We start from the raw sequence: 23,391 nt of genomic DNA on the forward strand, positions 1-23,391 counted from the left end.
CTGGTCGTGATCTGTCGTTCGTCATTGCTTATATGCCTGCGGCCCGAATCCATTTCCCCCTAGAGGTCCCCCCATCCCTCGTCGGCAAGCTCCACCAGCTGGGCAACTGCCTGGCCAATGGCGTGGTCAGAACCAGCTTTCAAGGTCGTCCATAACTGGCCGGCCGGGGAGGCGCTTGGGGCGCCGACGATCCGGCCGCGTCTGGTGTAGAAGATCCCCACCGCCGCGGGGGTGCGCATAATCCGATCCTCATGGCGATCGAGCTCGTAGTAGACGATCTCGGCGAAGGCCTGCCGCGAGGCCAGTGCCGATCCGAGCAGCATCGCCGCGCGCGGTTCTGCGCCCAGCGCGCGGATGCGGTCGGCGAGGATGCCGGGATCGTGTGTGCCCGAGAGGTATTCGGTTACCTCGGCAAGTGGCGCTCCGACCGGTGTCACGTCGGCGGCGTTGGCGCTCGGTAGTTCGGTCAGAAGCGCTGCCGCCGCGTCTCGAAGTTCGGTGGAATGTCCCACGATCTTCAACGTGATCTCATGGCCAATCCGGCGGGCCAGAACACACATTTCGCCGCGGCGGACCACGCAGATCCTCGCCATGCCCTCAGGGGTCACCATCCGCATGGCCAGTTCTCGATCTGGGCGTTGCAGCGCTGCCAGGATTGCCACGAGATCCGCGTCGACGACGCCGTCGATGATCAGCTCGCGCGCCGACAGTGCCTGGGTGGCGTCCCCGAGAGCCTGGCTGACGCGGTCGAGCGTCGATTGCCGTGGCCGCACGGCCAATACCGTGGGGAAGCTGTGCACCCCGACTCGCGCTGCGGCAGCCATGAGTTCGTTGTCGGTGAGCAGGAACGGCTTCTGCAGCGAGGCTGTCATAGCGTCCGGCCTCTGTCGGCACCGATTACCGGAGGCGCGACCCATTCGTCGGATATCTGCTCGAGGTTGCCTTGCGGGTCGGTTGCGTAGCTGGGCGGTTCGGGTGCTGCGGGTACGGCCAACTCATCGAAGACCGATGTGTTCGGGCCCCAGCTGACGTTGGACACGGTGAACGGTGCATCGCTGGTTTGTGTTGCCGGAAGCCATGACCCGCCGTTGTCGGACAGTCCTGCCCCGGCTTCCCCACCGCCGGCCAGTGCCGCGGCCGGGACCGATGATTCGTGCTCGCGGGTGTTGTCGCCGCGTCCGTGTGCGCCCGCCATCGGCCCGTATCCGCCGCCCATCCCCTGGCCGCCGGCTGCGCCGGTGCTGGCGACCTTCTGCAGGTTCTTGGGTTCGTTGGTGGATCCGGGCATGTTGGTGCGAAATGGCGCCAAGGGCGCAGCAGGTACCCCGCCGGCACCACCAGCGCCGCCTCCCCCGCCGCGGCTGGCTTCCTCGGCCGCCTTGGCGTCCCTCTCGGCCTTGAGCGCGTCGCCGTTGGCCACATCGGGGGGCAGCGGCTGTTCCCACGGAGCGGCCAACTCAGTGCAGGCCTCTTCGTATTGCTGCATCACGCCGGCGGCGTTGGCCTGATCAGCTGTTGCGGCATCGTCGAATTCGGCGAAAGTGCCGTTGAGGATCGCTCCGTTGTAGGCCGCCAGTGACGCCATCATGTCGTGTGAGGCTTTGGCTTCGATGGCCTCTGACACGGTGGGCATCGCCATGATCGCCACGGTGTTGGCGACCGCGGCCTGCTCTGCGCGTTGACCGTTGGCCGCGGCGCTGAGGCTGATGGCTTGTAGCCATTTGCCGAATTCTTCGAGTCTGCGGATGGCGGCGTCGGAGCCCTGGCTTGCCGACGATGCCCTTACCCGGTCGATGATCTTGTCGAAATCAGCGGAGACACTGGCTAGCTCGTTTGCGACTCGGACCCATTCGGCCCCCGCCTGCCCGACCGAGGTGGGACCGGGTCCGTCGGTCAGGTCTCGCGCGAGCTGTTCTGTGCTGCGCGATTCCCATGAGACGTTGGTAAAGCCCATGGTTCAACCCCCCCTCTGGTCGAATCCAACCTGCGGTTTGTGGCTGGCTTGCTGCCTAAACAGCGAAGCCCTGATCGATCGAGACGGCGCTGTCGGTGTGCTTGCGCAGTGTTGCGGCTACCTCGCGCACCTCGTTGGTGCCCTGGTCTGATGCGCGGACGAAATCGCCGTGCACCTGGTTGAGGGTGGATGCGACTCGCTGAGACACTTCGTCGCGGCCGGACGCGGTCACCGTCAGGTTCGGCGCCGCGGTGTGCATGACCTTTTCGATCCGGTCGGCGAGCTCGTCGAGCTGCTTGGTCGCGTCGGCGACCTCCGTTGGCTGCATCGCGAAGTCGTTGGCGTTGGCCATGGTGAAATCTCCTGTATCAGACTCTGAGTTCGATATCGGGGCTGTCGTTGGGGTCGGCTTCTCCGATCACGGGGGGAGCCACATTGCCCAGGTCTCCGACGATCGCGTCGCCCTGGTCGCTGGTGTGTAGGAACGAGGCCGCGTTGTGGCCTTGTCCGTCGACACCGGATTTTCCGGCGCCATGGCCGGCGCCCATCATTCCGCCGCCACCGCCCATGCCAGCTCCGCCGCCGGCGGCCGAGGCGCTCGCGGCGCGGACCGCGCTGGCTTGGGTCGCTGTGGCCGTGGACTCGGGGGTTGCCACCGACGCCGGTGACAGGGCCCGGGTGGGCGATACACCGGAGGCCGGTCCGCCGCCGCCACCGCCATGGGCCCCGGCGACGCCGCTGAGCTTGCTGACTGGGGCGCTGGCCACGCCAGAGGCGGCCTTGGCCGGATCAGTGGCCCCGCTGGCCGCTTGGCCCAGCCCCGAGGCCAAACTTGTGGCGGTTTGAATGCCGGTCTGAACGGCACCGGTCACCGCCTGTGTTCCTGTCGACAGCCCTTGTGTCGCGACTTGCATCGCCGGCGAAATCAGGCCGGTTGCCAGCTGCAGCATTGGGCCGATGGCTTCCATGCCGACTTGCGGTGCGGCCGTCAGCGCCACAGGGGCACCGATGGCCGCCGCTTCGCCCGCCGACGCTGACAGGGTGCTCTGCAGTTCGGTGATGCATTCGGTGGTCATCGTGGTGGCCTGGGTAGCGGCCTCCACGGCTTGCGCTTGGCCCCAAGGGAAAATGATGTTGGGTCCGATTGCCGCGATCTTGGCGTTGTACTCGTTGATAATCTCCAGCAGCCGCGTCTCAGCTTGTTTGACATCGGCAACCGTGGTGCTGACGTTGCTTCCCAAGCCGGCCGATTGTGTGGCCACCTCGGCGCCGTTGGCTAGTGTCTCGCCGGTCTTTGTCGCCGCGGATGCGCCCGAGGTGCCCGACCAGATTCCTTCCAGCGAACCCAGCGCTTGCTGGACCGTGCTTCCCGCGGACTCGAAGGCCTTCGAGATGCCCTCGAACATCTTGCTGGGGTCCAGCTTGTCGAACATTCCGGTGCCCAGGGTGCCGAGCGCATCAGTGACCGGCTGGATCAGGGAGCTGGGATCCATCGGATTGACCGGTCCCGGTTGACCGGCCGGCAGTGGCATATCTGGCGGAGCCGCACCATTAGGCAACGGTGCGAGTCCCAGCCGATCCAGGATGTCCTGCACCGGCAGGTTCAAGTAATCGGCAAGATTCTGCTCTTGGGCGTTGATGATCGGCGCCGGATCGAAATGCGATACCGGGGGCGCCGCGGCGGCCGACGGTGCCGGCGGTGCAGCAGCTACCGGAGACGGCGCAACAGGTTGCGGTGCTGGGCTACTTGGCATGGCGCCTGGCCCGACTACACCGAGTCGACGGCGATGAACGCGGCCTTGGCGACCTCGGTTGCGCCGCCGATCGCCAGATGGCCTGCCCCGACAGAAACCGTCGAGGTGAGGTTGCTCATCATCGCCGGCAGGAAGCCAGCCAGATACACCACACCGATCGGTCCGACCGCAGTGGCGACCGCCGAGCTCATCCCCGCTGCATCAGCACTGCCAGCGGTGGCGATGGCGACTCCGGCGGCAGCATTCGCCGCATCGAAGGCCTCCATACCCACCGGGACTACCGAAAATGCCGTCATACTTGCTGACCTCCCCGTGGCCCGCGCCCCTCGCGCGCAACCATTGATTGCAAACTATAACTTGATTGCCCGCTGCTAGCTAACCCCGATTTTCGTTAAATCGACCGTCAAGGACGAATCGAGCAAACCTAGGCTGCTTGACAGCGGTCATATTCCCCTGTAGATCGCATTATGGCGGTGGAGGGAGCATCGTGCCATCCCACTTCTTCAGCGGCGCGGCCTGCAAACCTGCCAACTCGCTATTGAACTGTTCAACGAGAAAGTTCTGCCGCTCCAGTGCAACCTTCGCAGCGGCCTGCGCCGTATCGATGATCAGCGTCGCTAACGCCTCGGGACCATTGCGGTAGGCGTTGTCCCCGATCCACAGGCCTTTGAGCGTGCCGATGCCATCGACTTCAACGCTGACAGAGTTGTCACGACTAGTCACCCGCGCCGAGGTCGACTTGTAGTGCTCGGACATGGCCTGCATCAGGTCGCGCTGCTTGATGATCCGCTCGACCAGTGACGCCGCCAAGCCCCCGTTGGTGCTTTCCCTGTCGGACTGCTCGCTCATACCGACCCCAACCAGGTGTCGGGCAAGTCGTCATCGTCGTCGTCACGGCCTCGCAATCTGGCCTCAGCGAGCGCCAGTTCGTCCTCGGTGGCAAGGTTGAAGTCGCGAATCGTATTGGGGTCCGCACCGGCTTCCAGCATCGCTTTCCGGTGTTCCACCTGAGCCCGCTTCGCCGAGAGTTGGCATAGTTCGAAGATGTCGGCGGCAAGGTCCTGCGGCGCTTTTGTCAGTTCCCGCGGGTGCAGTTTGAGTTGGATCGGCAAACCTCGCTCGGTTGTGGCGACTTGTATGCCACCAGTCGGCGAACGTAATGGTCGAATGTCCACGCGGCCCTCCCCCTTCCTGCCGAAACGAGCTCATCCTGCCATGCAGGCCCCCAACCTAGTGCCCCTTCGGGCTCTGCGGGGCAGCGTCCATGCGGTAATTTCCTCTCGCAAGGCAGCAACGCTCGCCGAGGCATTCGATACGTCGAGAGAAGAGGGTATCCACTGATGAGTGGTGGCACCAGAGATGCGCAGCGGGTTTTTGACGCCGGCGTCTTGTCCCTTGGCGTCGCCATCGACGGATTGCAGACCGACCCTGATCTGAATTACGCAGCCAAGGCGTTCAGGCGCGCCACCGAGTATGACCCGCAGATGTGCGATGCCTGGCTGGGGCGAGCCACCGCCGGCGAGAACACCCCAGAGGTCATCCACCATCTGTATCGCACGCGACAGTTCCTGACTCGCGAGCAGCGTCGTTTGGGTCTGCCGGCGCGAACGCTGGGCGGCCGTTTCCAGACGGGGTTGTATCTCGACTATCCGCTGAGCTCTTCAACCGAAGTGTGTTTGGCCTACGCCGCGAGCATGATTCAGGGCCAAGACTACGACGAGGCTGAGAACGTCCTCGACGAGTTGGATAGTGCACGGTCGGGCGATCCCGACGATCAGGATTCAAGCGAGATCCGCTCTTATGTTCGCGGCGTCTTGTACTTCACCACACAACGGTGGCCTGACGTGTTGACGTCACTGGCCGCCTCGGGCCGATTCACCGACGAGTTCATTGCTGCGGGCTGCCATCTGATGGTCGGATCTGCCTGCGCGCAAATGGGATTGTTTGGCGAGGGACTTCGCAGGCTTGACCAGGCCATCGAGGGACCTGTCCCGGCTGCACGGCGCGCAGCCGAATTCTGCAAAGGCCTCACGCTTCGGGAGATGGGTCAAGAGCAAGAAGCTCGTGCCATTTTCGAACGAATCTATAGCGAGGAGCCAAGTTTCGAAGCGAACTTCGCCGCACTCAACGATCCCAAGTACCGACTGGTCGTCACGAGCAAGGACATTATCGACTCGCGGACCGACAAGTGGGATCCTGCGACCGCGCGGACGGCCGCCGACGTTGACGCCGACAATCTGACAGAACGCGGCAACGAATACCTTCGCGCCGCTCAGGAAGAGCTTGACCGCCAGATCGGTTTGGACGACGTCAAACTACAGGTTGCCAAGTTGCGATCGGCAGCTCGATTGGCCAAGGTCCGCGGAGGCAAAGGCCTAACCACGTCGGCACGTAGCCTTCACCTGGCTTTCACGGGTCCACCCGGAACCGGAAAGACCACCATCGCGCGTGTGGTCGCCCAAACCTATTGCGGTCTAGGCCTATTGAAGACGCCAGCAGTGATCGAGGCCAAACGGCAAGATTTCGTCGGTCAGCATCTCGGCAGCACGGCGATCAAGACCTCCGAGCTCATCGACACTGCGATGGACGGGGTGCTGTTCATCGATGAGGCCTACACGTTGATCCAGACCGGGTTGTCCGGCGGCGACGCCTTCGGCCGTGAGGCGGTCGACACCTTGCTGGCGCGGATGGAGAACGATCGCGACCGACTGGTGGTGATCATCGCCGGGTATGACGCCGAGATCGATCGCTTCCTGGCCTCCAACGACGGTCTGGCATCGCGGTTCACCAAGCGGGTCCGGTTCGGGTCGTATGGGCCAACCGAACTCGGCGACATCGGCGAGATGATTGCTCGTAGTCGCGACTCTGAGCTGAGCAGCGACGCTCATGACGAGTTGGTGACCGCGTGTACTCGGCTATGCACTCGTGAGACGACGGACGATTCAGGTGCGTTGCGCAGCGACATTGACCTCGCCGGCAACGGCCGGTTTGTGCGCAACGTCATCGAATCGGCTGAGGAGGAGCGTGAATACCGCCTCAGCGAGAGTCACGGAACCGACCTAGAGGCCCTCGACGAGGGCTCCCTCATGCGCATTGAAGCGAGCGATATGCGGGCGGCGCTCAGCAACATCTTGGGAGCGCTCAACTTGGACGTTGGAACCTCTTGACCCCGACGAACCCCGACCACCACGAGGATGGGCCGACCCGGCCCATCCTGGCGAACCCTCCCCCCGCAACCCCCGCGGAACGTCCTCAGCGCCCACCGGGGGTGATGCCGCAGCAGCACCCGGCACGGCCAGCTCCACCCGCTGCACGCCCCCCGCAGCAGCCGCAGCCGCCACTGTCACCGCCTTCGGCGCCGGGACCGCCACCGGCGTGGCAGCCGCCGGCCCAAAATCGCCAGCCTCCGCCGCCGACATACGTTCCGCCGCATCACGACGAGCTGCATCCCATATCGACGAGCTTTACCTCGGCAGAGCCTGACGAACGCACAGCAGAGTACGCCGCGTCCACCTCGGCGGAACAGCTCGGGCTGGTGCGCCGGCAGCGGTCCTCTGAAGGCGGATTCCGCAAGACCATCAACCGAATGACCGGGGGCACGGTCATTCCTCCCGAGATACAGCGATTAACCGCCAATACCCCTAGTTCTGGCGGTGCAGATCGCGGCTCGTACAGCATCGCGGTCCTCTCCCTCAAAGGCGGCGTCGGGAAAACCACGACGACGGTCTGTCTGGGGTCTATGTTTGCCGCCAACCGCGGCGACCGGGTGATCGCAGTCGATGCCAATCCAGATTTCGGGACACTGGCCCAACGCGGCCCGAGCCAGACCCAGTCCACGGTGCGCGATCTGTTGGAGGACCGGGAAATCTACCGGTACTCAGATGTCCGCCGGCACACCTCACAGAGCGCGAGCCGACTGGAAATTCTGGCCTCAGAACGGGATCCCGCTATCTCGGAAGCTTTCTCCGAGGCCGATTATCGCGGCGTGCACGACATTCTGGACCGGTTCTACAACATCATCCTGACTGACTGCGGGACGGGGCTCACTCATTCGGCGATGGACGGTGTCCTCAGCACCGCAGACGCCTTGGTTCTCGTGGCCTCCCCCGCGATCGACTCGGCTCGTAGTGCACTAGCGACCCTGGATTGGTTGAGCCATCACGGTCACGCCCATTTGGTGCCCGATGCCACTGTGGTGCTGAGTTCGGCGCGGCCGGGGACGATCTCGATCGACATCGAGCGCCTGAAACAACATTTCAAGGCCCGTGTCCGAGAAGTCGTCGTGATCCCCTTTGATGACCATCTCGCCGAGGGCGCAGAAATATCGATCGACCTTTTGCATCGCAAGACGCGGCAAGCGTTTAACGAGCTGACCACCTCAGTCGCATCGACGATGGATCGGCATCGGCGCGCTCCTTGATGCTGCCTGCGCGATTCGATGACTTCCTCACTCTGAGACGTCGATTCGGATCACACTGGCATGATCGGTAAGAAACCCGCTGACTATCGCTGTTCGTTGAGCAGATCTAGTGGGATGTCTGGGCGGTAGTTCCGAATCCATGCGCCGATAGTTCCACGCATCCAGTCGTTTTCGAACTCGGAGGGGAAGATCAGCGCGTTGGGCGTGTGTCGCACCTGCCCCTTCGAGAGTTGCGAGCCGTTCAGGTCGTCGTGCATCCGGAGCGTCTTCTCGGATGCGGTCGTCGCCGCCTGCACCGTGCCCTGTCCCAGGATGCCCAGGGCCTTCGCCGAGTGGGCGATGTTCTTGGCCGCGCCGACGATTCCGCTGATCGGGAGGACAACCACCCGCGTTCGGCCGGCAACGCTGACGTTCTCCTGTTGAAAGCGATCGATTCCACTCCATGGAATGTCGACGATGGTGTTGGCGTCAGCTCTGCGCATGCCTGCCGGAGACAGAATCAGCCGCTTGTGGAGTCCGTAGTCGTTGGACAGTTGCTTGCGCTTCTGCAGGTACATCGCTGCTGGCACGGCGATCGCGAGCCCCACACTCAGCGGGTAATAGACGCCCGGTGAACCGGAAAAGATGAGACCGAACACCAGCAGCGCCAAGACCAGCACGGCTGCGGCCATGATGACCAGTATCGGGATGAAGCGCAGCAGGGTCTTGTCGGCGCTCTGGATGCTGCGCAGTTCGACTTCACGGCTGAAATCTGAAGTTGGGGTTGACGAACTCACGTCTGATTTCCTCCCTGGGCAAATCCATCGCTGGCGATGCGCAACAGTAGCGCAACCATCATGCTCATATACTACTATTGGAGCATGACAAGTGTCGGACGGGTGACCATCCCAGCGCGCGAATCAACGACTGTTCCTGCGATCGCCGCGGCAGGCGCGCCGCCGAACAGGAACCTGCAGCCATGAGCGGTACCGTCGACACCATCCTCACGATCGCCCTGTTCGTCGCACTCATCCCTGGTGTCTTCGCGGCGTGCGCCATCGGTTTCCACCTGATAATGCTGGGCGACAAGGCCTCCCCCGAACACCCCCGCAGGTCCACTGCAGGACTGATCGTCGGCGTGTTCGGAGTACCCCTGTCGGCGATCATCATCTACATCACCGCCGGCGCGCTTGCCTGGGCTTCCAGCGGCTACACGTTCTATTACCCGCTCATCGCGCTAGCCGTGGGCGCGGGCGCGGTGGTAGGCCTCAGCGCGCTCGCCGATTGGATCATCAGTCGTCGCTAGGCATTTCGCTAGTTCCCACTCCGCATGACGCTGACCGATGGGCAGATATGACAACTTCGAACCCCGATTCGCCATCCGGCCGCCGCACCAAGAAATCGGCCGCGCCCCGGCGCTCCGCTCCACCTGAGGCTTCCAGTGGTGACCGAGACGACCGTCGAACCCTCCGCATCGCGGACGAACTCTGGATTCCAGGACAGGTTAAGGCTGGCGAGCATGGCGACACCATCACCGACGTGATGCGGCGGTTGCTCGCGGAATGGCTGCTCGACGGAGCGGACCCCGACCTCGGTTACATCACCGAGTATTGCGCCATTCCCAAGACCGGCAATCGCGCGCTCGCCGTTGAAGGCATTCGTGGCGACTACGACGAAGTACGCCGGCTCTTCCCGCCAGCACTGTGGCAACTCAAGGAACGTGACGTATCGCCGTACCGGGACACCCGCCGCCCGGGCACCCGAACAGCTTCCGCGAACGCGACTGCGTGACCGAGCCGACCGAGCACGCGAGTTGTCGCGTACTCGGCCGGCTCGAAACTAGATTGGTTCCCCGGCCCGGCCCTCTGTGGTCTCGACGATCATCGGGTCGACCTCGTTGCGGCCGATCTGACAGCGGATCGCCGCCAGCACTGAGTCATGATCGCGCTGGGTGCGGTCCACGAAGGACAGCGTGGGCTGAGCGGGGAACGAGTAATAGATGGCGTACCACCCGGCGGTGTTGTGGCGCAGCCGGTCGTGCCCGGTCAACGCGAACACAGTCGCGGTGGAGCCGAAGGCGGAGTAGGTGGTGGAAGCGAACATGGCGAGACCCCTTTTTCGGGAAAGTGGTCGGGCCTGGTGCCCAACCGGGAATCGCCTGCCCGCCTATTTACGTCCCGCGGGTCGGGACCACCAGAATCGCTTTACATCCTCACTGGCTGGAGGATGGCGGTCCGTCGCGGCCCCGCAGGTAGTCATATAACCACGGTGGTCCGACAAGCCCGCTCACGTGCACACCGCCGGCGGCGGAGATCGCGCATCAGGCGAGGTCAGACGTCTCTTGCGGCCCGGCCGACTTGAACGTGGGGCTCTGCCATCGGCGCTGGACGGGGTGGGTTGTGGCCGCCCAGTTCTGCTGGTCGCCGCGCGCTGTCGTTTGTGCGGGTTTGCCGTCCACAGTCATGGTGAGTGACTCATACGATTGACCGATGGGGATGGCTTGGCCCGGGCGTCGGGTGATGCTTTCAGTTCTGTTCTGGGTTGTGCTGGTGGTGGGTGGCTGTGCGCCGCAGCCGAATGTGGTTGCGACTGATGACGACAACGGTGGTCACGTCCAGGTCCGCAGCGGGCAGCTCTTTGATGTCGTTCTCGCTGACGATTACGAGGAAACCGGGTGCCAATGGCGCCAGGAACCCCATTCAGGCACGGATGTTGTGGAGTACTTGGGCTCACGTTACGAGTGGGGACGAAAGCCGCCGGCCGGGATCGCCAATGGCACCCACACGACGAGGTACCGCGCGCAGCAGACAGGGACCGTGCGAATCAGTCTTGTCGAGTCCGACAACAGCGATCGGGTATGTCGCCGCTTCGCGGTGGACGTTGAGGTGGGGCCGCCGACCATGTTGGACGGCATCGTTTCTGGCGGTAAGTACGTTTTTCCGTACGTGGCCGGGGTGGTGGTCCTGGTGGTGACGCTCGGGCTGATTGGCCGTCTGCTGTATCTGGCGTTTCGGCATATGCGACGCAAGTGAGGTGGCCGGGGATCGAGCGCACGCCGTAGGCGCGTGCTGACTTCGGTCGACGAGGCGCGCGGACTAGAGTCCGTTGAGGACTATGTGATTGGTCGGCGGCAGATATCTTTGGTCTCTGCTGGCTGGTATTAGGCGGGGAAGTTCCGGTTCGTCGTCGAGGGAGGCCGGGCCGTCCCAGGGGGCCGTCATATCTGGGCGCATATCCCACCCATCGCATGACATGTCGTCGACCCAGATCGGTGTGAGTTGGTCGCCGAAATGCGTCTCTGCGGCAGCGACAACGGTGGGCAGCAGTTCGGTGTCGAACTGGCCGCCCGCGCCGCAATTGATGCTGTGACCGTAGTCCGATGCTCGTATCCGGGCTACGTACTGGCCCTTGCTATCTCGCAGGACCACGTGATGGTAGGTGCTCATGAGTTGGCTTTCATCCACCTTTTCCGGTGTTCGTGTTGTGGTGGCGCAGGATCTCGTCAACGACGTAGGGGGCGAGGTGGTATGCGTATTCGTGGAGGGTGATCTCGTTGGGGTCCTCCACGGTGTCACCGAGGTCAGTGGTGATCGTCTGACGGATTGCGGCAATGAAGCGAGACTTGGCTGGCAGTGATCCTGCGAGGACTTCGTTAAACCAGTCGGTGGAGTGGCGGGCTGCGTGGTAAACGTCGACAAGATGGACGGCAAGGTTGTGCGCGTAGCTTTCATCGCGCGCGGTTCCGGTTGCGTCGCGGACTGTTTCGCCGATATAGCTGACGATGACGTAGCTGACCGCGTCGACGAGCGATGGATTGTCTTTTGCCCGGGGTTGCCGGATTCGGAGCCTCTGGGAACCGAGCTTTTCGGCGTAGGAGGCCATCCTTTCTGCGTACTCCTGAAGCTTCTCTCTGTCGATCTCATGGACGGGAACGCGGGCGCCGCCAACGTTAAAGGTGACCTCGGTGTCTACGGCCTCGGCGTATCGCAGCAGAGTTGATAGCCGTGTGTCGGTGGTTTCGTTCTCGAAGCGGCTGATGACGCTCTTGTCGACGCCCGCGATCTCGGCGACTTGGGCGATAGTCATGTTGCGGCGCCGACGGGCGTTCTTCAGCGCCGTGATCACCTGCCGCACTTGGGCTTCGTGTTTGTGCAGCCTTTTGAATTCGTCGACGCGTTGTTTGGATTCGCCTGCGTGGGCGGCGCTGCGCGCGGTGTGCATGCGCTGGCTGAGGTATGCCGGCTCCAGCGGTGTGGGCGGCGGGATGTCGTCGTTGACGTCGCTGGGATGGCCCGTTTCGCTGGCCTGGGCGGTGGCCGGTTCGTAGTTTGTGTGGCCCGCGGGCGGGGTTTGCGCTTGTGGGTAGCCGTCGCCGTGCGCTGGCTGCTCGTTGTTGGCGCTACCCTCTGCCATGTCGTCTACCCCGGAATCTACGTGACTGTTGTTGCTGTTTCGGCCTAGTTGCACTGTAGTGCAACTAGGTGGCGTTGTGACAGGTCGCGACGATCCGGTGTGGGCCGAGGGTTCAGGCGGGTGTCGCGTGGTCGCGTAGTAGGGCGTAGCGGCCGCGGCCGACGCGTGTCGCATGCCGCTGGCAGATTTTGCGGACCTGTTCTCGCCATGCCGGATTCCGTGTTGGCCGGCGGTCGGCGACGTAATCGTAGATCTGGGCCAGCGAGGCCTCTCCCCCGTGTTCGCCGATCGCTTCGCGCACCACGGTGGGCCATGTGACAGGTCCGGTGTCGAGCGCTTCGCGAACCGGCTTGGGCAGTTCCTGCAGGAATGTGAGTTCGTGGAACAGGGTGAAACCCACCAGCAGTTTGCGCTGGTCCTTGGTGAACTCCGCGAATACCAGGGGGTGTTTGAGCCCGGGGTACAGGTTGCGCGGCAGGATTTCCTGGCGGATTGACCACTGTTCGGAGTAGCGGACGACTCGGCGTGCGGTTTGAAAGAAGAACGCGGGTAGCACGAAGCAGACGCGGCCGTTGGTGACCAGCAGCGCGTGCAGCTTGTCGAGGATCTGTTCGATCAGGCGGGTTTCGAACGGTGGATTGCCCAGGGCGACGGTGGGACGGGTTGGGATGTCGACGGTGAGGAAGTCTGCGGTGATCACCGGGCGGCCGGTCAGGGTGCGGGCCTGCTCGGCGAGCACGGGATCGATTTCGACACCCAGCGCGTCGACGTGGCGCGGGAGTGCGGCCAGGAACCTTCCTGGGCCGTATGTGGGCTCTAGTACGAAGTCGTCGGCATCGAGCCCTGGAAGGTGTTGTCTCACCAAGGCTTCTGCTGCCCATGCCGGGGTGGGGAACTGCCCCAGTGCCACCGAGACGTGGCTCGGTGGCACTGGGCGGGTCTCAGGTTGATCGAATAATGCCAGTTCGGTCATCGCTGGGGTGGTCCTTGCGTTCAGGTGGTGGTGTGGTTTCGGTCGTCGGAAACCCACGCGCGGAGGGTGTCGACGTTGTCGTGTAGTCGTGTGACCGCTGCGTAGCGGGGGCCGACGACCGATCCGGTGGCGATGGCGTGCGCTTGGGCTTCGATTGTCGCGGCGAGTTCGGTGATCTGCTTTTCTGTTGCTGCCATGGTTGTTTCGTCTTTCGTCGTGTTGGGTTGCGGGCGGCCGCGGCTGCGGCTGGCTGTTTTCGTCGAGAGCATGTGTTCAGCCGGAGGTGAGGCTGTCGGCCAGGTTCAGCGCGTACTCGCGTAGTTCATCGACGTTGTCGGGCCACTCAGTGTTGGGGAGGTCGGTCCCGATTTCCTCGGGTTCGATCTTCACGTCGCCGTCGTCGGGGTTGCCGGTGTAAGGCACCATCGGTCGGTCGACCCATTGCTTGCCGACCATCAATCTGTGAGTGGTTGTGACGGGCCGGAATCGCTTGTGCTGGGCGAGCCGCTCGGTGTGCCGGCGCAGGCAGTCGTCGCAGATGTTGAGTACCAGTTCCTCGCCGTCGAAGCTGTCCCAGCACGTCGAGCCGTAGTGGCCGTAGGTGCGGAACTCGGTGCCCTCCTGGGGTTGGTTGTCTGACTCGTCGCACGCATTCAGCAGCGTCTTGCCGCACTTGAAGCAGGGCAACATGGCTTCTCTACTCATGGTTTTCTCCCTTCCACTGAGTACAAGCCGCGTTGATCGCTCTGGTGTAAAGCGGGCCGGTGACTTCGCTATAGATAGGTTGCGGCGCTGCTCCGAGGCCACCGGCCATGCCAGTGGCCTCGTTGTCATCGACGAAGGTGTTGCTGTCCGGGTGCGAAACCCAACTTTCGGTACCTCCAGTCGTCGGCCGCGGCGACCGCATCCTGTGCGGTGAACCCGTCGCCGTAGTTGCGCTCGCGGAACGTGTGCGGGGACAGGCGAAGCCATGATTTGTCGGCGCGGGCAGCGGCGATCGCATCAATGGAGTGGTCCCACACTGTGGTGGCATCGAGACCGCTGAATGTCTCCCAGGCCAGGTCCCGTTCCCGGGTGGTTGCACCGTCGAAGATCCCCGTCGCCTGGGCGCCCAGCTCGTGCAGGCTGAGGCCCTGGGAACAGGTAAGTAGCGCTGGGCCCGGATCGTCGGTGATGTTCTGCAAGTGCTGGGCTACGGGTTCCCAACGCTCGCGGCGGCGGTGCAGCTCGGCGGGCAGGGTGGCGCCGGCATTGATGATGCCGGCGAGCCATGGTCTGTCTTGCTCGGCGATAAGGATGCCGTCCTCTGCTGAGCCGTAGATCCGAGCGAGTAGCACCTGGGCGTCTTTGCCGGTGATGGTGACGGTGTTCAGCACTGTCTCCATCACGCCCTGCGATCGTGCGTTGGCCAGGCTGTCAGCTACCTCGGGCTCGGGACCCGGTATGACCGTTAGGGACGGTTCGCCCATCATGCTGGCCACGGGCGCCCAACGAGCGAAAGCCTCTACGTCCGTTATGGGTTCGGGCCCGGACTGGTGCACATACGCGAACCCGAAGAAATCGCCGGGGAGGATGCGTCGCGCACGGTCCATGCCATCCGGCATATTGAGCTGCAGAGCGTGGGCCGTGATTCTTCCGGCCAAGTATGCGCCGCGCGGGCGTTCGGCGCCGGCCACCGAGGACGTCGCCCCGCGTGTAGTGAAGATGACTGCGCTCACTGAAATGGCCTCCTGTTCACTTCGCCGGTGGGGTGATGTCGTACGAGCCAGAATCGGTGTAATCGGTGGGGTCCAGGTTCCATGCTTCGTTGTTGGCGAAGTCCAGGAGCAGTCTGGGCATCGGAATGCGGCGAGGTTGGCGACGAGGTGCTTTCCGTTCTGCATTCGCGCTTTCCTGATGGCATGGACCATTCCTGGTTCGGTCCAGACTCGGCCAAGTGCCATTCGGGGGTCTCGGCGGCTGCCGCAGTTCTCGCATTTCGGGCGTTTCGGCAGTGGTGGGCAGATGTGAATGTCGGCGGTGTCGGTCCAGTCGCCCCATTCGACGGGCAGGCCGTCCCACCGTGGTGGGAGGTCGTGCTGGCGTGGCCAGAGATCGAGTTCCATCAGCGCCTCCTCCCGATCACCATGTGTCGTCGGGTCTTCCGACGAGGATGGGGCCTATCCACAGCCACCAGCGTCCCCGCTTGACTGGTGGGTCGATGCGTGAAGGCCAGCCCACGTTCTGGATGACCCAACCGGCAAACGAAACATCCAGGGCCAATACGCGTGGGTGATTCCAAATACTCTTCATGTGACGCCTTACGTCAGGTCGGGGGGTTGTCTGGATGCCGGACGACGGTGTTGCACCACAGGCACTGTCGGTGCGCTTCGCCCTCGTAGTCGAGCCAGTGATGCTGGCAGTTGCCTTGCAGGTAGGCCAGCAGAAGTGAGTGCGTCTCCCGCAGGCACGGATTGTCCGGCGCGAGCGCGAGCCGGTTCTCCAGGTGCCACAGCAGCCGGTGATCGGTGGGCGTCTCGATGGCCTCGCCGTTGGGTCCGTACTTGTCGAACACGCCGCGCGGCAGGGTCAACTCTGGGCGGCGGTCATGTGTCGGATACCACTCGGGCACAACGTCGCTCGGCCAGCTCGGTGCAGTCACGATGGTCTCCTCATGTCGGGTTGCGTACGTCAGTCGGGTCACCGTTTTTCGCTGTTTCGCCTGTGTCTGATCGCGAGCACCGCGAAGAGCACCGCGGCGATTGCCAGCAGTGGCGCCCAGACTGTCCATGGGTCGCCGTCGAGCAGCCCAGACTTGGCGGCCGCGACCACGGCCAGCGGAGCCATCAGTCCGACGACTTCCCTCGCGATTCTCTTCATAGCTGTTCCCTGTCAGGTGAATTCGTCATCGAGCGCATCAAGGATCGCGTGAGCGAGCCCGTCGCGATAGACAGTGACACCGCCGATGTCGATCAACTCGTCCCCTCGCTCGTCGGTGCTCCGGACGGCGCCGGGATTGGCCTCCGACGTCGCATCGCGAGCGGTCTCCGCTGGCCGTTGCGTGTCCTTGCGCTGCGTCTGCATCGCGCTCCCCTTCACTGGCCGATGACGCTTTCCGGCGCGTGGCTCCTCCGGAGCTCATGGCTGCCCGGTTGATGCGAATCATAACTAGGGGTACCGACAATCCCCGCGTCTGCGACCATGCCTATCTAGGAGAGTTGGTCTGCTTGTTTACCAGTGGCGGATAGTTTGTTCGTCGTGTCAGTTCCGGGTTTGCAGGGGCCTTGTCCTGCGGTGATGGCACAGCCCGGCCCTGGCCGAGCGGCGTTCCAGGTGCGCCGCTCATGGTCCGGTGGCGGACCTCCTTGCCCCTCACGCCTTCGGATAGTCGGAGCCACCGTTGGGGCAAATTTCGTCGTAGATGGTGGCGCTCAGATCGCCGGTGGTGGTGTGCCATGCGTAGACCGCGACTCTGTCCTGCTCTTTGTCGCGGCGGTAGTAGATCGGGACTGTGCAGCCGCAGTCAGGGCAGGCGGTTTCGTCGGGCAGCCGGTGGTAGGTGCGCGATTGGGCGCAGACGGTTGTGCGCCCCTGGCTTTCCCTGTGGCTGATTTCGGCTTCCTGGGTGGTGGAGTCGTCCGGGTGTGGCGCGTAGAGCACCGCGAATCGCTTGCCATCGGTGACGCCTGCTCGCGCCCGTTCGATGCTGTCCCCGGCCGCGATGATCTTCTCCTCACGGAGCGCGACCCATCTGCCGGGGTAGGACCGGGCGAGGTGCCGCACCAGTTCCTCGGTTAGGCCGGTGGGCTCGACCTCGATGTCAATTCCCAAGGCCCGGTACAGGTCTTGGGCCACCTTCGGGGACTCGCGGGCACACGCATTTGCATACGCTTCCAACGCTACGCGCGCGTACGGGTCAGTGGCATAGAGCAGGGGGAAGAACGGATCGGTTACCTCGTGTCGGTGTCTGCCGTCTTCGTCGAGGCGGCTCAGTTCGTACGTGCGATACAGGCCGCGTTTGTCTGTGTCGGTGCCCGTCATTCCTTTTCCTATCCCTTGTTGACTGATGAGTGATCGCTACTGCCGTGTGCCGCAATGCGATCCGTCCAGCACCCGGAACACTCGGCTGTCGCGGATCAGTCCCATCACAGTCCCCTACGTCAGCCTGAGCGCTCGGTGATCCAACACCCTTGCAGCTTCATATCGGCGATGGGGTCGAAGATGCAGACAGGGCATTTCACATAGGTGCCGTCCTCGCGCAGGTGCTCATGTCCGCACGTCGGGCACGGCTTCAGGGCGGGGCAATCACACAGGATGTCGAATCGTCCGCACGTCTTGCATGTGCGGTTTTCGAGGTATGCCGGGCTTTCCATCAAAGTTCCCTCCGTCAGCCATTCGTGCAGCGTCGGCACCGCTTCAAGCGGCGAATCAGTGCCGGCACCCGTCCGGTGTCGTGGCACCTTTTGCACGTCATCGGTGGCTCCTCACGTCAGGTTGCAGGTGCCGGGACGCGGGTTGCGATACGTATGCCACAGCCACCGCCGTTTGCCCAACCAGGTCTTCGGCCATCGCCTGTCACAGAACAGGCACTTGTAGTGCGGTGTCGTCATCGCGGTTCCTTATGTCGGGTTTAGCGCTCGCGTGGGTTCTACGAACGCGACGCATTCGCACGGCAGGGGGCAGGACACCGGACCACCGATGACTAACCGAGTGTCGTGGTGCTGGCGGATATGGCCGCAGCGCGCGCATACGTCAAGGTTCGCGGGCATCTGGCCTCCACTTTCAGGCTGTCGCGGCCTGCGTGAATTTGCGGGGCTGGTGAATCGAGCATGGCCACGGCTCTCCGCAGAACCCACAGCGCGGCGGGCGGTCGTCGAAGTAGGCCACCGGTGCGTCACGGCGTGATGGATCGCGGTAGGCCGTCCTGGTTGCCGCGGCCATGAGTGCGATTGTGAAGTCGAGTGGCACTGGCCCTGGTGCAAGGCGGGGCGCGGCAACCTTCGCTCTCAGCTTGTTGCCGGATTTGACTAACAGTCCCCAGTCATCGGGCAACTCCCCGGGTTTGACGATGTCAGCGTCGGGTACGACCAGCCACCAGTGGTGCATGTACCGCTTTACGGCTTCAGCTTTGGTTGGATCGCGAAGTTCTGTCAGCCAGTCGCTGCGCGACACCTTGACTTCGTGGCCGTGTAGGGCCAATGCAGTGCCGTAGGGCATTCCGGGGTACTTGTCGGCTGCGACAAAGTCAGCGACCTTCGACACTCCTGTCCTTCGGTGTCCGAGGTCAGAGGCGACGTGCTCTGCGCGCACCCAACGGTCGGCGACGGTTCCACGTCGGATGGCGGTGTATCGGGCGAGCAGTAGGTCGAGCATGTCCCGCTCGGTGTAGGTGTTGGCCAAGGGGTCATTCCTTTCGCCGGGAATTGTGCGGTTCAGTCGCGGACGCACTGTTCGGACTGCCGCACGGTCCGCTCAGTGGGCTGGGGACGTACTCGAAGCACGTGGCCCCGGATCAATTGGCTCTGTTAGCCGGCATTTGTCTCTGCCGATGGCTCGCGGCGCCCAGCTCTGCGATCTTCTCCCACACCGCTGCCCAGTCGCCGTCGCCGTCCTCGTCGATCAGGTGATGCAGGCCGGACGCGTCGAGAGCCATGCGGCATTGGCTTTCCACGATCCCGCCGAGCGTCTTGCACGCACGTCGTCCCCGCTCCACTTCGGCGATCAGCTCTGGCACGAGAGTGCGTGCTGCGGCCATGAATCGGAGGTTCTGGTCCGATCCACCTGCCCAGCGGTTCGAGTCGAACCCATCGTTGGCGATGTACTCGCCGATGATGATCTCTTCTCCTGGGCTCGTCGGCCAGATCCCTCGGGTTTCGCCGTGCGGGTCCAGGTCCGCCTCCCATGGCCCGTCGGTGGTGCCCTCCAGAGTGGCCCTGGCGCGGTCGGTGATGTCGTCGCTCACGGTCGATTCCTTCGGTTGCTGAAGGTCTTGATGACCGCTCACTTTGTCGGCTCGTCGGCGAGCGTCAGGTAGCAGGTCGTGTCGTCCCAGTCGTCGTCGACGTTGTGCTCTCCTAGTGGGAGCTGTTCGTAGTCGTCGGGTAGTTCGTAGTCGCCCCAGGCAACGATGCAGTGGCCGGTGAAGGGCACTGTCCAGCCGTGGCCGGAGCGCCAGGTGTGCATGACGCCGTGGAATTCGAAGTCTTCTTCGTCGTGCCAGGGTGGTCGGGGCCGGTCGCCCTCGTCTAGTTCATCGCCCAGGCAGCTGGGTTGCTCGTCTGGGCAGCTGCAGTCGTAGGGTCCGCACTTTGCCGACTTGCCGTCTACCTCGTGGGGTTCGTGGCATTTAAGCCAGCCGGAGCAGCCATTGCCGGCGAGGCACATGACACTGTGGTCATGGCTGTCGATGTGTTCGGGGAAGATCAGTTCGCCGGCGTCCAGGCGCCTTTGTTCGCTGTCATCGAGGCTGATCGCCAGAATGTGTCTGCTCATCGTTGTTTCCTCTCGACGTCTCTCGGTATCTATGCCGGACGGTGTGTCGGCTGGCTGTCTGGGCCCTCGGGGCGCTGCTGCGGTAGCGCGATTTTGTAGTGGTGGCAGAGGGATCGAAGGGCCGAACACGGTGACTCAACGGTGCATTCGTCGAGTGTGTAGCCCTCCCATTCCCCGGCCCACGGTCCTGAGGTCAGGGTGCAGGTCATGCACAGTGCCACGGCGCAGGAACAGTCATCGCCGTTGTCGGCTGCCGGTCGTTCGGCGCAGTCCTCGCACACCACCACGCTCGGCAGATGCGCGACAGCATGGGCAAGCACGTCCGCGCGTTGTGACCGGCGGAATCGTCCCGCCAGGTTGTCGCCCAAGTCGTCGTCAGTGACGATCGCTTCGAGGAGTCGGACACCGGCCAGCGGATCGCCCAGAGCGGCGGTGATTACGTGCATGTTCTTCTCGGAGGGCGTGATCGACGCGATCATCTCAGGCAGCCGATCCTGGGCGCCGGCAACTATCCATGCGCAGGGCGTGCACACGTGGCCGTGTTGCAGGTATCTCGAATCAGGTTCGTATGCGCCCCAACTCGCGGCCAGACGTACGAGTTGACCGCACACCGAGCCCGCGACTGCGTCGCGGATCGAGCCTTCACCGACAGATCGCAGTGCCATCTTCCGCGTCACGGCGTGGCGAAGGTCAGCACCGACCCCAAAGACGATCTCAGCGTCGGGCAGCGTGAGGGTAGGCGTTCCGTCCAGCGGCGGCGCAACGTCATCTATCGACATTTTGGATCTCCTTCTGCGTCTTGGTCTTCCGATTGGCGCGTTGCGGGGGCGTGGCCTAATTGCTTCGGCAGGGTCTCGTCTGTCGGTTGGGGCCGTCGCCAGAACACTGGGCCGGCGCCGAACTGGCGGTACGCTTGTTTGTCGGATTCGGCGGCGAAAGCTGGTTGTGGTTGCGCCGCAGACCAGTCGGCGAACTGGTCGAGCCACTCCAGGAAGTCCCGCACCACTTCCATGTCGATAGCGAGCGGATGGCCGGGCCATTCCACTGGATCAGCCTCGTGCAACATCATGAGGTCGGTGCGCGACGGCAGATGGTGGATCACCCACGTATCGGCGCTCAGGAAGAACTCACCGCTCGTAGTGTCGCGCGTGATCGCCGGGTGGACCACGAAGTGGCCGATCTGCTCTCCAACGATCTGCACGCCCTTAACGTCAACGGTCGCAAGCACTTCCTCGTCCAACCTTTCGCATAGCCACCTTCACCGGGCTTGTGTTCAACGCCATGAGAGCTGTTCTCACGTCACGTTGGCGTAGTCGTCGGCTACCTCGATGTAGGCGCCCTGACGGCGTTCAAACTCTTCATGCAGGAGATCTGCGTACGGGCTTCCGTCTGGGTGTGCCGCCATTTCTGCTTCGATCGCAGCCTCCAAATCTGCCGGGGTCATCAGTGATGGGTTCGGTCGACGCATGGTGGCGGTCCTCCCTCTCGTTTCTACCGGCAGTTGTTGCGGTGGATTCCACCGCAAGGCTGCTGCAAATCATAACTATGCTCGGTGACACGATCCCTGGTTGCGTCGCAGGTTTTACGGCGGTTTCGACCCGGTGGTTTACCCACAGATGTGATTTTTCTGGTGTCGTTTCATCCGCCGCGATGGCCTCACTCTGCGGTGATGGCATTGCCCCTGGCCGGGCAGAAGAAGGTGGGTGGCGTTGCGTGCGCCGGCTGGGCTCGGCTTGTGCGGAACACTCGGTTAGCGTCGCGCGGACTGTCAACAGCGCGCCCATGGCGCCCGCGGCCCGGTACGGGGAAATTTGTTGGCGGCCTTGCGTTATGAGCGACGGTCTGTGAGCCCTGACGTGGTGTTGAATCTACAGTTGGGGCGCAGCTCGTCTGCGTGGGCGGACGCTCCTACCTCCCGGGGATGTCCCCGCAGAGTCAGCAATAGGCGGAATGAGAGGACAGCGCGGTGAACGTGAGTACCCACCAGGACCTCGATGGCGGCGATGGCGGTGCGCGCGCACTTGGTGTGAAGCTGGTCAGCTTCTTCGATGACCACGGGGTGCCGGCATCGTTGCGCAGCGATTTCCGCGCTGGTACGGCGTTGGGCCCGACCTCCATGTGGCCGCCGAGGCCTGGGGTTTGTGAACACTCCGACCTCGGTGTCGCCAGGATGTGGGCTCGACTCGATCTGGCGCAATGGCTGCGCTTGGTGCCGCATGTGTTCGGGCCTCACGGCCCCTGTGAACTGGAGCGGTTGGCGGCGGTAGGCGCACGGCTGCGAACTGCTGGTGAGGGGGTGCAGGTGCTCTGGGCGATCGATGTCGTCCCACCAGAGCAGTGGACTGATCATCGGCGAACCGCTCTTGCAGTGTCCGAGTTGGTTGTCTGCGGGCCGCGGCTGTCTGACGCTCAGCTTGCGCGTGCTGATGCCGAGCTGCGCCGGGCCGGTTGGCTTGACGGCTTCGTGGAGGGGAATCAGCCGTGCACGGTCAACCGTGTTCGGTGTTTCGAAACCTCGTGGCATCACGGTGAATCGTGCTCAACCCGGCCCCGGGCGCTTCTCGCGGGGTAGGTGGCCGAGAGCTTCGCTCTCTTCGATGTCCCTACCTGGCTTCGACGCTGGATGTAGGTGTGCCCGCATTGGTGTGGCCGGCCTTACGATCCTTGGGTGGCGCTCGCGATCATCATTTTGCTAATCGGTCTTCCGATTGGGCTGTTCATGCTGCTGAAGCCGAGGGCTGTGTGGTGGACCTTCCAGTCGTGGAGGTACAAGAATCCCGAAGCGAACGAGCCGAGTGATGCGGCGTACGCGATGAGCGCGTTCAGTGGGTTGATCGTGATTGTCGCTGTGGTGATCGTGGCAGTGGTTGCGTGGACTCGGCCGGATCCGGCTGATCGGCGCGCGTCGACCGCATCATCGCGGACGTCAACGGCGTCTAGCTACACGCCCAAGCCGCGGCCGGCGCCTCCGCAGAATCGTGGTGTGATTCCGATCGTGGCCTACGAGCTCATGGACGGTAGGTCCGAGCGGTTCAAGGGCAAGACGTACCTCAATGTCTCCTACCTGGTTCCCAAAGATGGTGCTACTGCTGGGGGTATGAATACGGAGCCGAGAGACGGCTGCGAAGTCATGCAGACGGTCAGTGGCCTGGGCACCGATCGGGTGACGGTTGATCTGCATCTGTCGTGGGTGGATCGATATGGGTATGCCAAGCCGGGCGCGGACGAAAAGTGCCGGGTCGGGAACTGGTCGCCGTGGGTCAGCACCATGGTGCTGACTGAGGTTCGTCCCGGTACCACGGCTGTGACGAATGGGCCGATCGTTGATAAGGCGGCGCGAGTGCTGCAGCCGGCCGCGCCTGGCAACCCGGTGCCCAACCTTTACTGCACGCTGGATGGCTGCCGGGTGCCGTGATGGGTCGCTTTG

31 protein-coding genes and 1 pseudogene are annotated in these 23,391 nt (G+C 63.5%); 6 read left to right on the forward strand and 26 right to left on the reverse strand.

Features of this window, described 5'->3' with window-relative positions:
- Positions 1–59 precede the first annotated feature (59 nt).
- The 7 genes from ACNQVK_RS01380 to ACNQVK_RS01410 form a co-directional block, all read right to left on the reverse strand.
- Entirely contained in the window at positions 60–872 is an 813-nt protein-coding gene (locus ACNQVK_RS01380; RefSeq protein WP_418028309.1) for an ESX secretion-associated protein EspG, read from the reverse strand.
- Positions 869–1,954, reverse strand: coding sequence for a PPE domain-containing protein (locus ACNQVK_RS01385; RefSeq protein ID WP_418028310.1), 1,086 nt, complete (start codon positions 1,952–1,954; stop codon positions 869–871). Before ACNQVK_RS01385 ends, ACNQVK_RS01380 begins: the two co-directional genes overlap by 4 nt.
- Positions 1,955–2,009: 55 nt before the next feature.
- Complete coding sequence (locus tag ACNQVK_RS01390) at positions 2,010–2,306, reverse strand: PE family protein (RefSeq protein ID WP_418028311.1); 297 nt, start codon at positions 2,304–2,306, stop codon at positions 2,010–2,012.
- Between the two features lie 16 nt (positions 2,307–2,322).
- Positions 2,323–3,708 carry a hypothetical protein gene (locus ACNQVK_RS01395; RefSeq protein WP_418028312.1) on the reverse strand — a complete coding sequence of 462 codons (1,386 nt, stop codon included), beginning with the start codon at positions 3,706–3,708 and terminating at the stop codon, positions 2,323–2,325.
- A gap of 14 nt (positions 3,709–3,722) precedes the next feature.
- Positions 3,723–4,004, reverse strand: coding sequence for a hypothetical protein (locus ACNQVK_RS01400; protein WP_418028313.1), 282 nt, complete (start codon positions 4,002–4,004; stop codon positions 3,723–3,725).
- 169 nt (positions 4,005–4,173) lie between these two features.
- Positions 4,174–4,557, reverse strand: coding sequence for a YbaB/EbfC family nucleoid-associated protein (locus tag ACNQVK_RS01405; RefSeq protein ID WP_418028314.1), 384 nt, complete (start codon positions 4,555–4,557; stop codon positions 4,174–4,176).
- Entirely contained in the window at positions 4,554–4,883 is a 330-nt protein-coding gene (locus tag ACNQVK_RS01410; protein WP_418028315.1) for a hypothetical protein, read from the reverse strand. The genes ACNQVK_RS01405 and ACNQVK_RS01410 overlap by 4 nt, the downstream gene beginning before the upstream one ends.
- A 165-nt stretch (positions 4,884–5,048) precedes the next feature.
- Here ACNQVK_RS01410 and eccA point away from each other — a divergent pair, with 165 nt between their 5' ends.
- Positions 5,049–6,875, forward strand: coding sequence for a type VII secretion AAA-ATPase EccA (eccA, locus tag ACNQVK_RS01415; RefSeq protein WP_418028316.1), 1,827 nt, complete (start codon positions 5,049–5,051; stop codon positions 6,873–6,875).
- Positions 6,876–6,931: 56 nt separating this feature from the next.
- Positions 6,932–8,128 (forward strand): annotated as a pseudogene (locus tag ACNQVK_RS01420) (MinD/ParA family ATP-binding protein); the annotation flags it as partial.
- Between the two features lie 83 nt (positions 8,129–8,211).
- Here the strand turns inward: ACNQVK_RS01420 and ACNQVK_RS01425 are convergent.
- Complete coding sequence (locus ACNQVK_RS01425; protein ID WP_418028317.1) at positions 8,212–8,904, reverse strand: hypothetical protein; 693 nt, start codon at positions 8,902–8,904, stop codon at positions 8,212–8,214.
- 182 nt (positions 8,905–9,086) lie between these two features.
- Here ACNQVK_RS01425 and ACNQVK_RS01430 point away from each other — a divergent pair, with 182 nt between their 5' ends.
- Positions 9,087–9,413, forward strand: coding sequence for a hypothetical protein (locus tag ACNQVK_RS01430; RefSeq protein WP_418028318.1), 327 nt, complete (start codon positions 9,087–9,089; stop codon positions 9,411–9,413).
- 233 nt (positions 9,414–9,646) lie between these two features.
- The gene (locus ACNQVK_RS01435) at positions 9,647–9,898 is read left to right on the forward strand and encodes a hypothetical protein (RefSeq protein ID WP_418028319.1); all 252 of its coding nucleotides are present in this window, start codon (positions 9,647–9,649) and stop codon (positions 9,896–9,898) included.
- Between the two features lie 48 nt (positions 9,899–9,946).
- Here the strand turns inward: ACNQVK_RS01435 and ACNQVK_RS01440 are convergent, their stop codons facing one another.
- A complete protein-coding gene (locus ACNQVK_RS01440; protein ID WP_418028320.1) occupies positions 9,947–10,210 on the reverse strand; it encodes a hypothetical protein in 264 nt (87 codons plus the stop codon).
- Positions 10,211–10,596: 386 nt separating this feature from the next.
- Here ACNQVK_RS01440 and ACNQVK_RS01445 point away from each other — a divergent pair, with 386 nt between their 5' ends.
- The gene (locus ACNQVK_RS01445) at positions 10,597–11,139 is read left to right on the forward strand and encodes a hypothetical protein (RefSeq protein ID WP_418028321.1); all 543 of its coding nucleotides are present in this window, start codon (positions 10,597–10,599) and stop codon (positions 11,137–11,139) included.
- A 63-nt stretch (positions 11,140–11,202) separates the two neighbouring features.
- Here the strand turns inward: ACNQVK_RS01445 and ACNQVK_RS01450 are convergent, their stop codons facing one another.
- The 17 genes from ACNQVK_RS01450 to ACNQVK_RS01530 all read right to left on the reverse strand — a co-directional run bounded on the left by ACNQVK_RS01450 (position 11,203) and on the right by ACNQVK_RS01530 (position 21,408).
- Positions 11,203–11,553: a hypothetical protein gene (locus ACNQVK_RS01450; RefSeq protein ID WP_418028322.1), complete on the reverse strand. Its 351-nt coding sequence runs from the start codon at positions 11,551–11,553 to the stop codon at positions 11,203–11,205.
- Between the two features lie 10 nt (positions 11,554–11,563).
- Positions 11,564–12,520 carry a helix-turn-helix domain-containing protein gene (locus ACNQVK_RS01455; RefSeq protein WP_418028323.1) on the reverse strand — a complete coding sequence of 319 codons (957 nt, stop codon included), beginning with the start codon at positions 12,518–12,520 and terminating at the stop codon, positions 11,564–11,566.
- 112 nt (positions 12,521–12,632) lie between these two features.
- The gene (locus ACNQVK_RS01460; protein WP_418028324.1) at positions 12,633–13,493 is read right to left on the reverse strand and encodes a class I SAM-dependent methyltransferase; all 861 of its coding nucleotides are present in this window, start codon (positions 13,491–13,493) and stop codon (positions 12,633–12,635) included.
- Positions 13,494–13,513: 20 nt separating this feature from the next.
- On the reverse strand, positions 13,514–13,690 hold the full coding sequence (locus tag ACNQVK_RS01465; RefSeq protein ID WP_418028325.1) for a hypothetical protein: 177 nt from the start codon (positions 13,688–13,690) through the stop codon (positions 13,514–13,516).
- Between the two features lie 76 nt (positions 13,691–13,766).
- Complete coding sequence (locus ACNQVK_RS01470) at positions 13,767–14,198, reverse strand: hypothetical protein (RefSeq protein WP_418028326.1); 432 nt, start codon at positions 14,196–14,198, stop codon at positions 13,767–13,769.
- A 125-nt stretch (positions 14,199–14,323) separates the two neighbouring features.
- Positions 14,324–15,211 carry a hypothetical protein gene (locus ACNQVK_RS01475; protein WP_418028327.1) on the reverse strand — a complete coding sequence of 296 codons (888 nt, stop codon included), beginning with the start codon at positions 15,209–15,211 and terminating at the stop codon, positions 14,324–14,326.
- 587 nt (positions 15,212–15,798) lie between these two features.
- Complete coding sequence (locus tag ACNQVK_RS01480; protein WP_418028328.1) at positions 15,799–16,134, reverse strand: hypothetical protein; 336 nt, start codon at positions 16,132–16,134, stop codon at positions 15,799–15,801.
- Positions 16,135–16,172: 38 nt separating this feature from the next.
- Positions 16,173–16,352 (reverse strand): hypothetical protein, encoded by a 180-nt coding sequence (locus ACNQVK_RS01485; protein ID WP_418028329.1) that lies wholly within the window; start codon positions 16,350–16,352, stop codon positions 16,173–16,175.
- Positions 16,353–16,364: 12 nt separating this feature from the next.
- Positions 16,365–16,556: a hypothetical protein gene (locus tag ACNQVK_RS01490; protein WP_418028330.1), complete on the reverse strand. Its 192-nt coding sequence runs from the start codon at positions 16,554–16,556 to the stop codon at positions 16,365–16,367.
- A gap of 288 nt (positions 16,557–16,844) precedes the next feature.
- Positions 16,845–17,513 carry a hypothetical protein gene (locus tag ACNQVK_RS01495; protein WP_418028331.1) on the reverse strand — a complete coding sequence of 223 codons (669 nt, stop codon included), beginning with the start codon at positions 17,511–17,513 and terminating at the stop codon, positions 16,845–16,847.
- Between the two features lie 119 nt (positions 17,514–17,632).
- Positions 17,633–17,941: a hypothetical protein gene (locus ACNQVK_RS01500; protein ID WP_418028332.1), complete on the reverse strand. Its 309-nt coding sequence runs from the start codon at positions 17,939–17,941 to the stop codon at positions 17,633–17,635.
- A gap of 313 nt (positions 17,942–18,254) precedes the next feature.
- Positions 18,255–18,872, reverse strand: coding sequence for a hypothetical protein (locus ACNQVK_RS01505; RefSeq protein ID WP_418028333.1), 618 nt, complete (start codon positions 18,870–18,872; stop codon positions 18,255–18,257).
- Between the two features lie 112 nt (positions 18,873–18,984).
- Positions 18,985–19,434 carry a hypothetical protein gene (locus ACNQVK_RS01510; RefSeq protein WP_418028334.1) on the reverse strand — a complete coding sequence of 150 codons (450 nt, stop codon included), beginning with the start codon at positions 19,432–19,434 and terminating at the stop codon, positions 18,985–18,987.
- 38 nt (positions 19,435–19,472) lie between these two features.
- Positions 19,473–19,964 carry a hypothetical protein gene (locus ACNQVK_RS01515; RefSeq protein ID WP_418028335.1) on the reverse strand — a complete coding sequence of 164 codons (492 nt, stop codon included), beginning with the start codon at positions 19,962–19,964 and terminating at the stop codon, positions 19,473–19,475.
- A 29-nt stretch (positions 19,965–19,993) separates the two neighbouring features.
- On the reverse strand, positions 19,994–20,743 hold the full coding sequence (locus tag ACNQVK_RS01520) for a hypothetical protein (protein ID WP_418028336.1): 750 nt from the start codon (positions 20,741–20,743) through the stop codon (positions 19,994–19,996).
- Positions 20,734–21,204 (reverse strand): hypothetical protein, encoded by a 471-nt coding sequence (locus ACNQVK_RS01525; RefSeq protein ID WP_418028337.1) that lies wholly within the window; start codon positions 21,202–21,204, stop codon positions 20,734–20,736. The genes ACNQVK_RS01520 and ACNQVK_RS01525 overlap by 10 nt, the downstream gene beginning before the upstream one ends.
- Before the next feature lie 54 nt (positions 21,205–21,258).
- The gene (locus ACNQVK_RS01530; protein WP_418028338.1) at positions 21,259–21,408 is read right to left on the reverse strand and encodes a hypothetical protein; all 150 of its coding nucleotides are present in this window, start codon (positions 21,406–21,408) and stop codon (positions 21,259–21,261) included.
- A gap of 1,224 nt (positions 21,409–22,632) precedes the next feature.
- On the opposite strand from ACNQVK_RS01530, the gene ACNQVK_RS01535 reads away from it, so the two are divergent.
- Positions 22,633–23,379, forward strand: coding sequence for a DUF6199 family natural product biosynthesis protein (locus tag ACNQVK_RS01535; protein WP_418028339.1), 747 nt, complete (start codon positions 22,633–22,635; stop codon positions 23,377–23,379).
- The last annotated feature ends 12 nt before the right edge of the window (positions 23,380–23,391 follow it).

The sequence above is a fragment of the Mycobacterium sp. 134 genome, from assembly GCF_048282715.1.
Taxonomy (GTDB): Bacteria; Actinomycetota; Actinomycetes; order Mycobacteriales; family Mycobacteriaceae; genus Mycobacterium; species Mycobacterium septicum.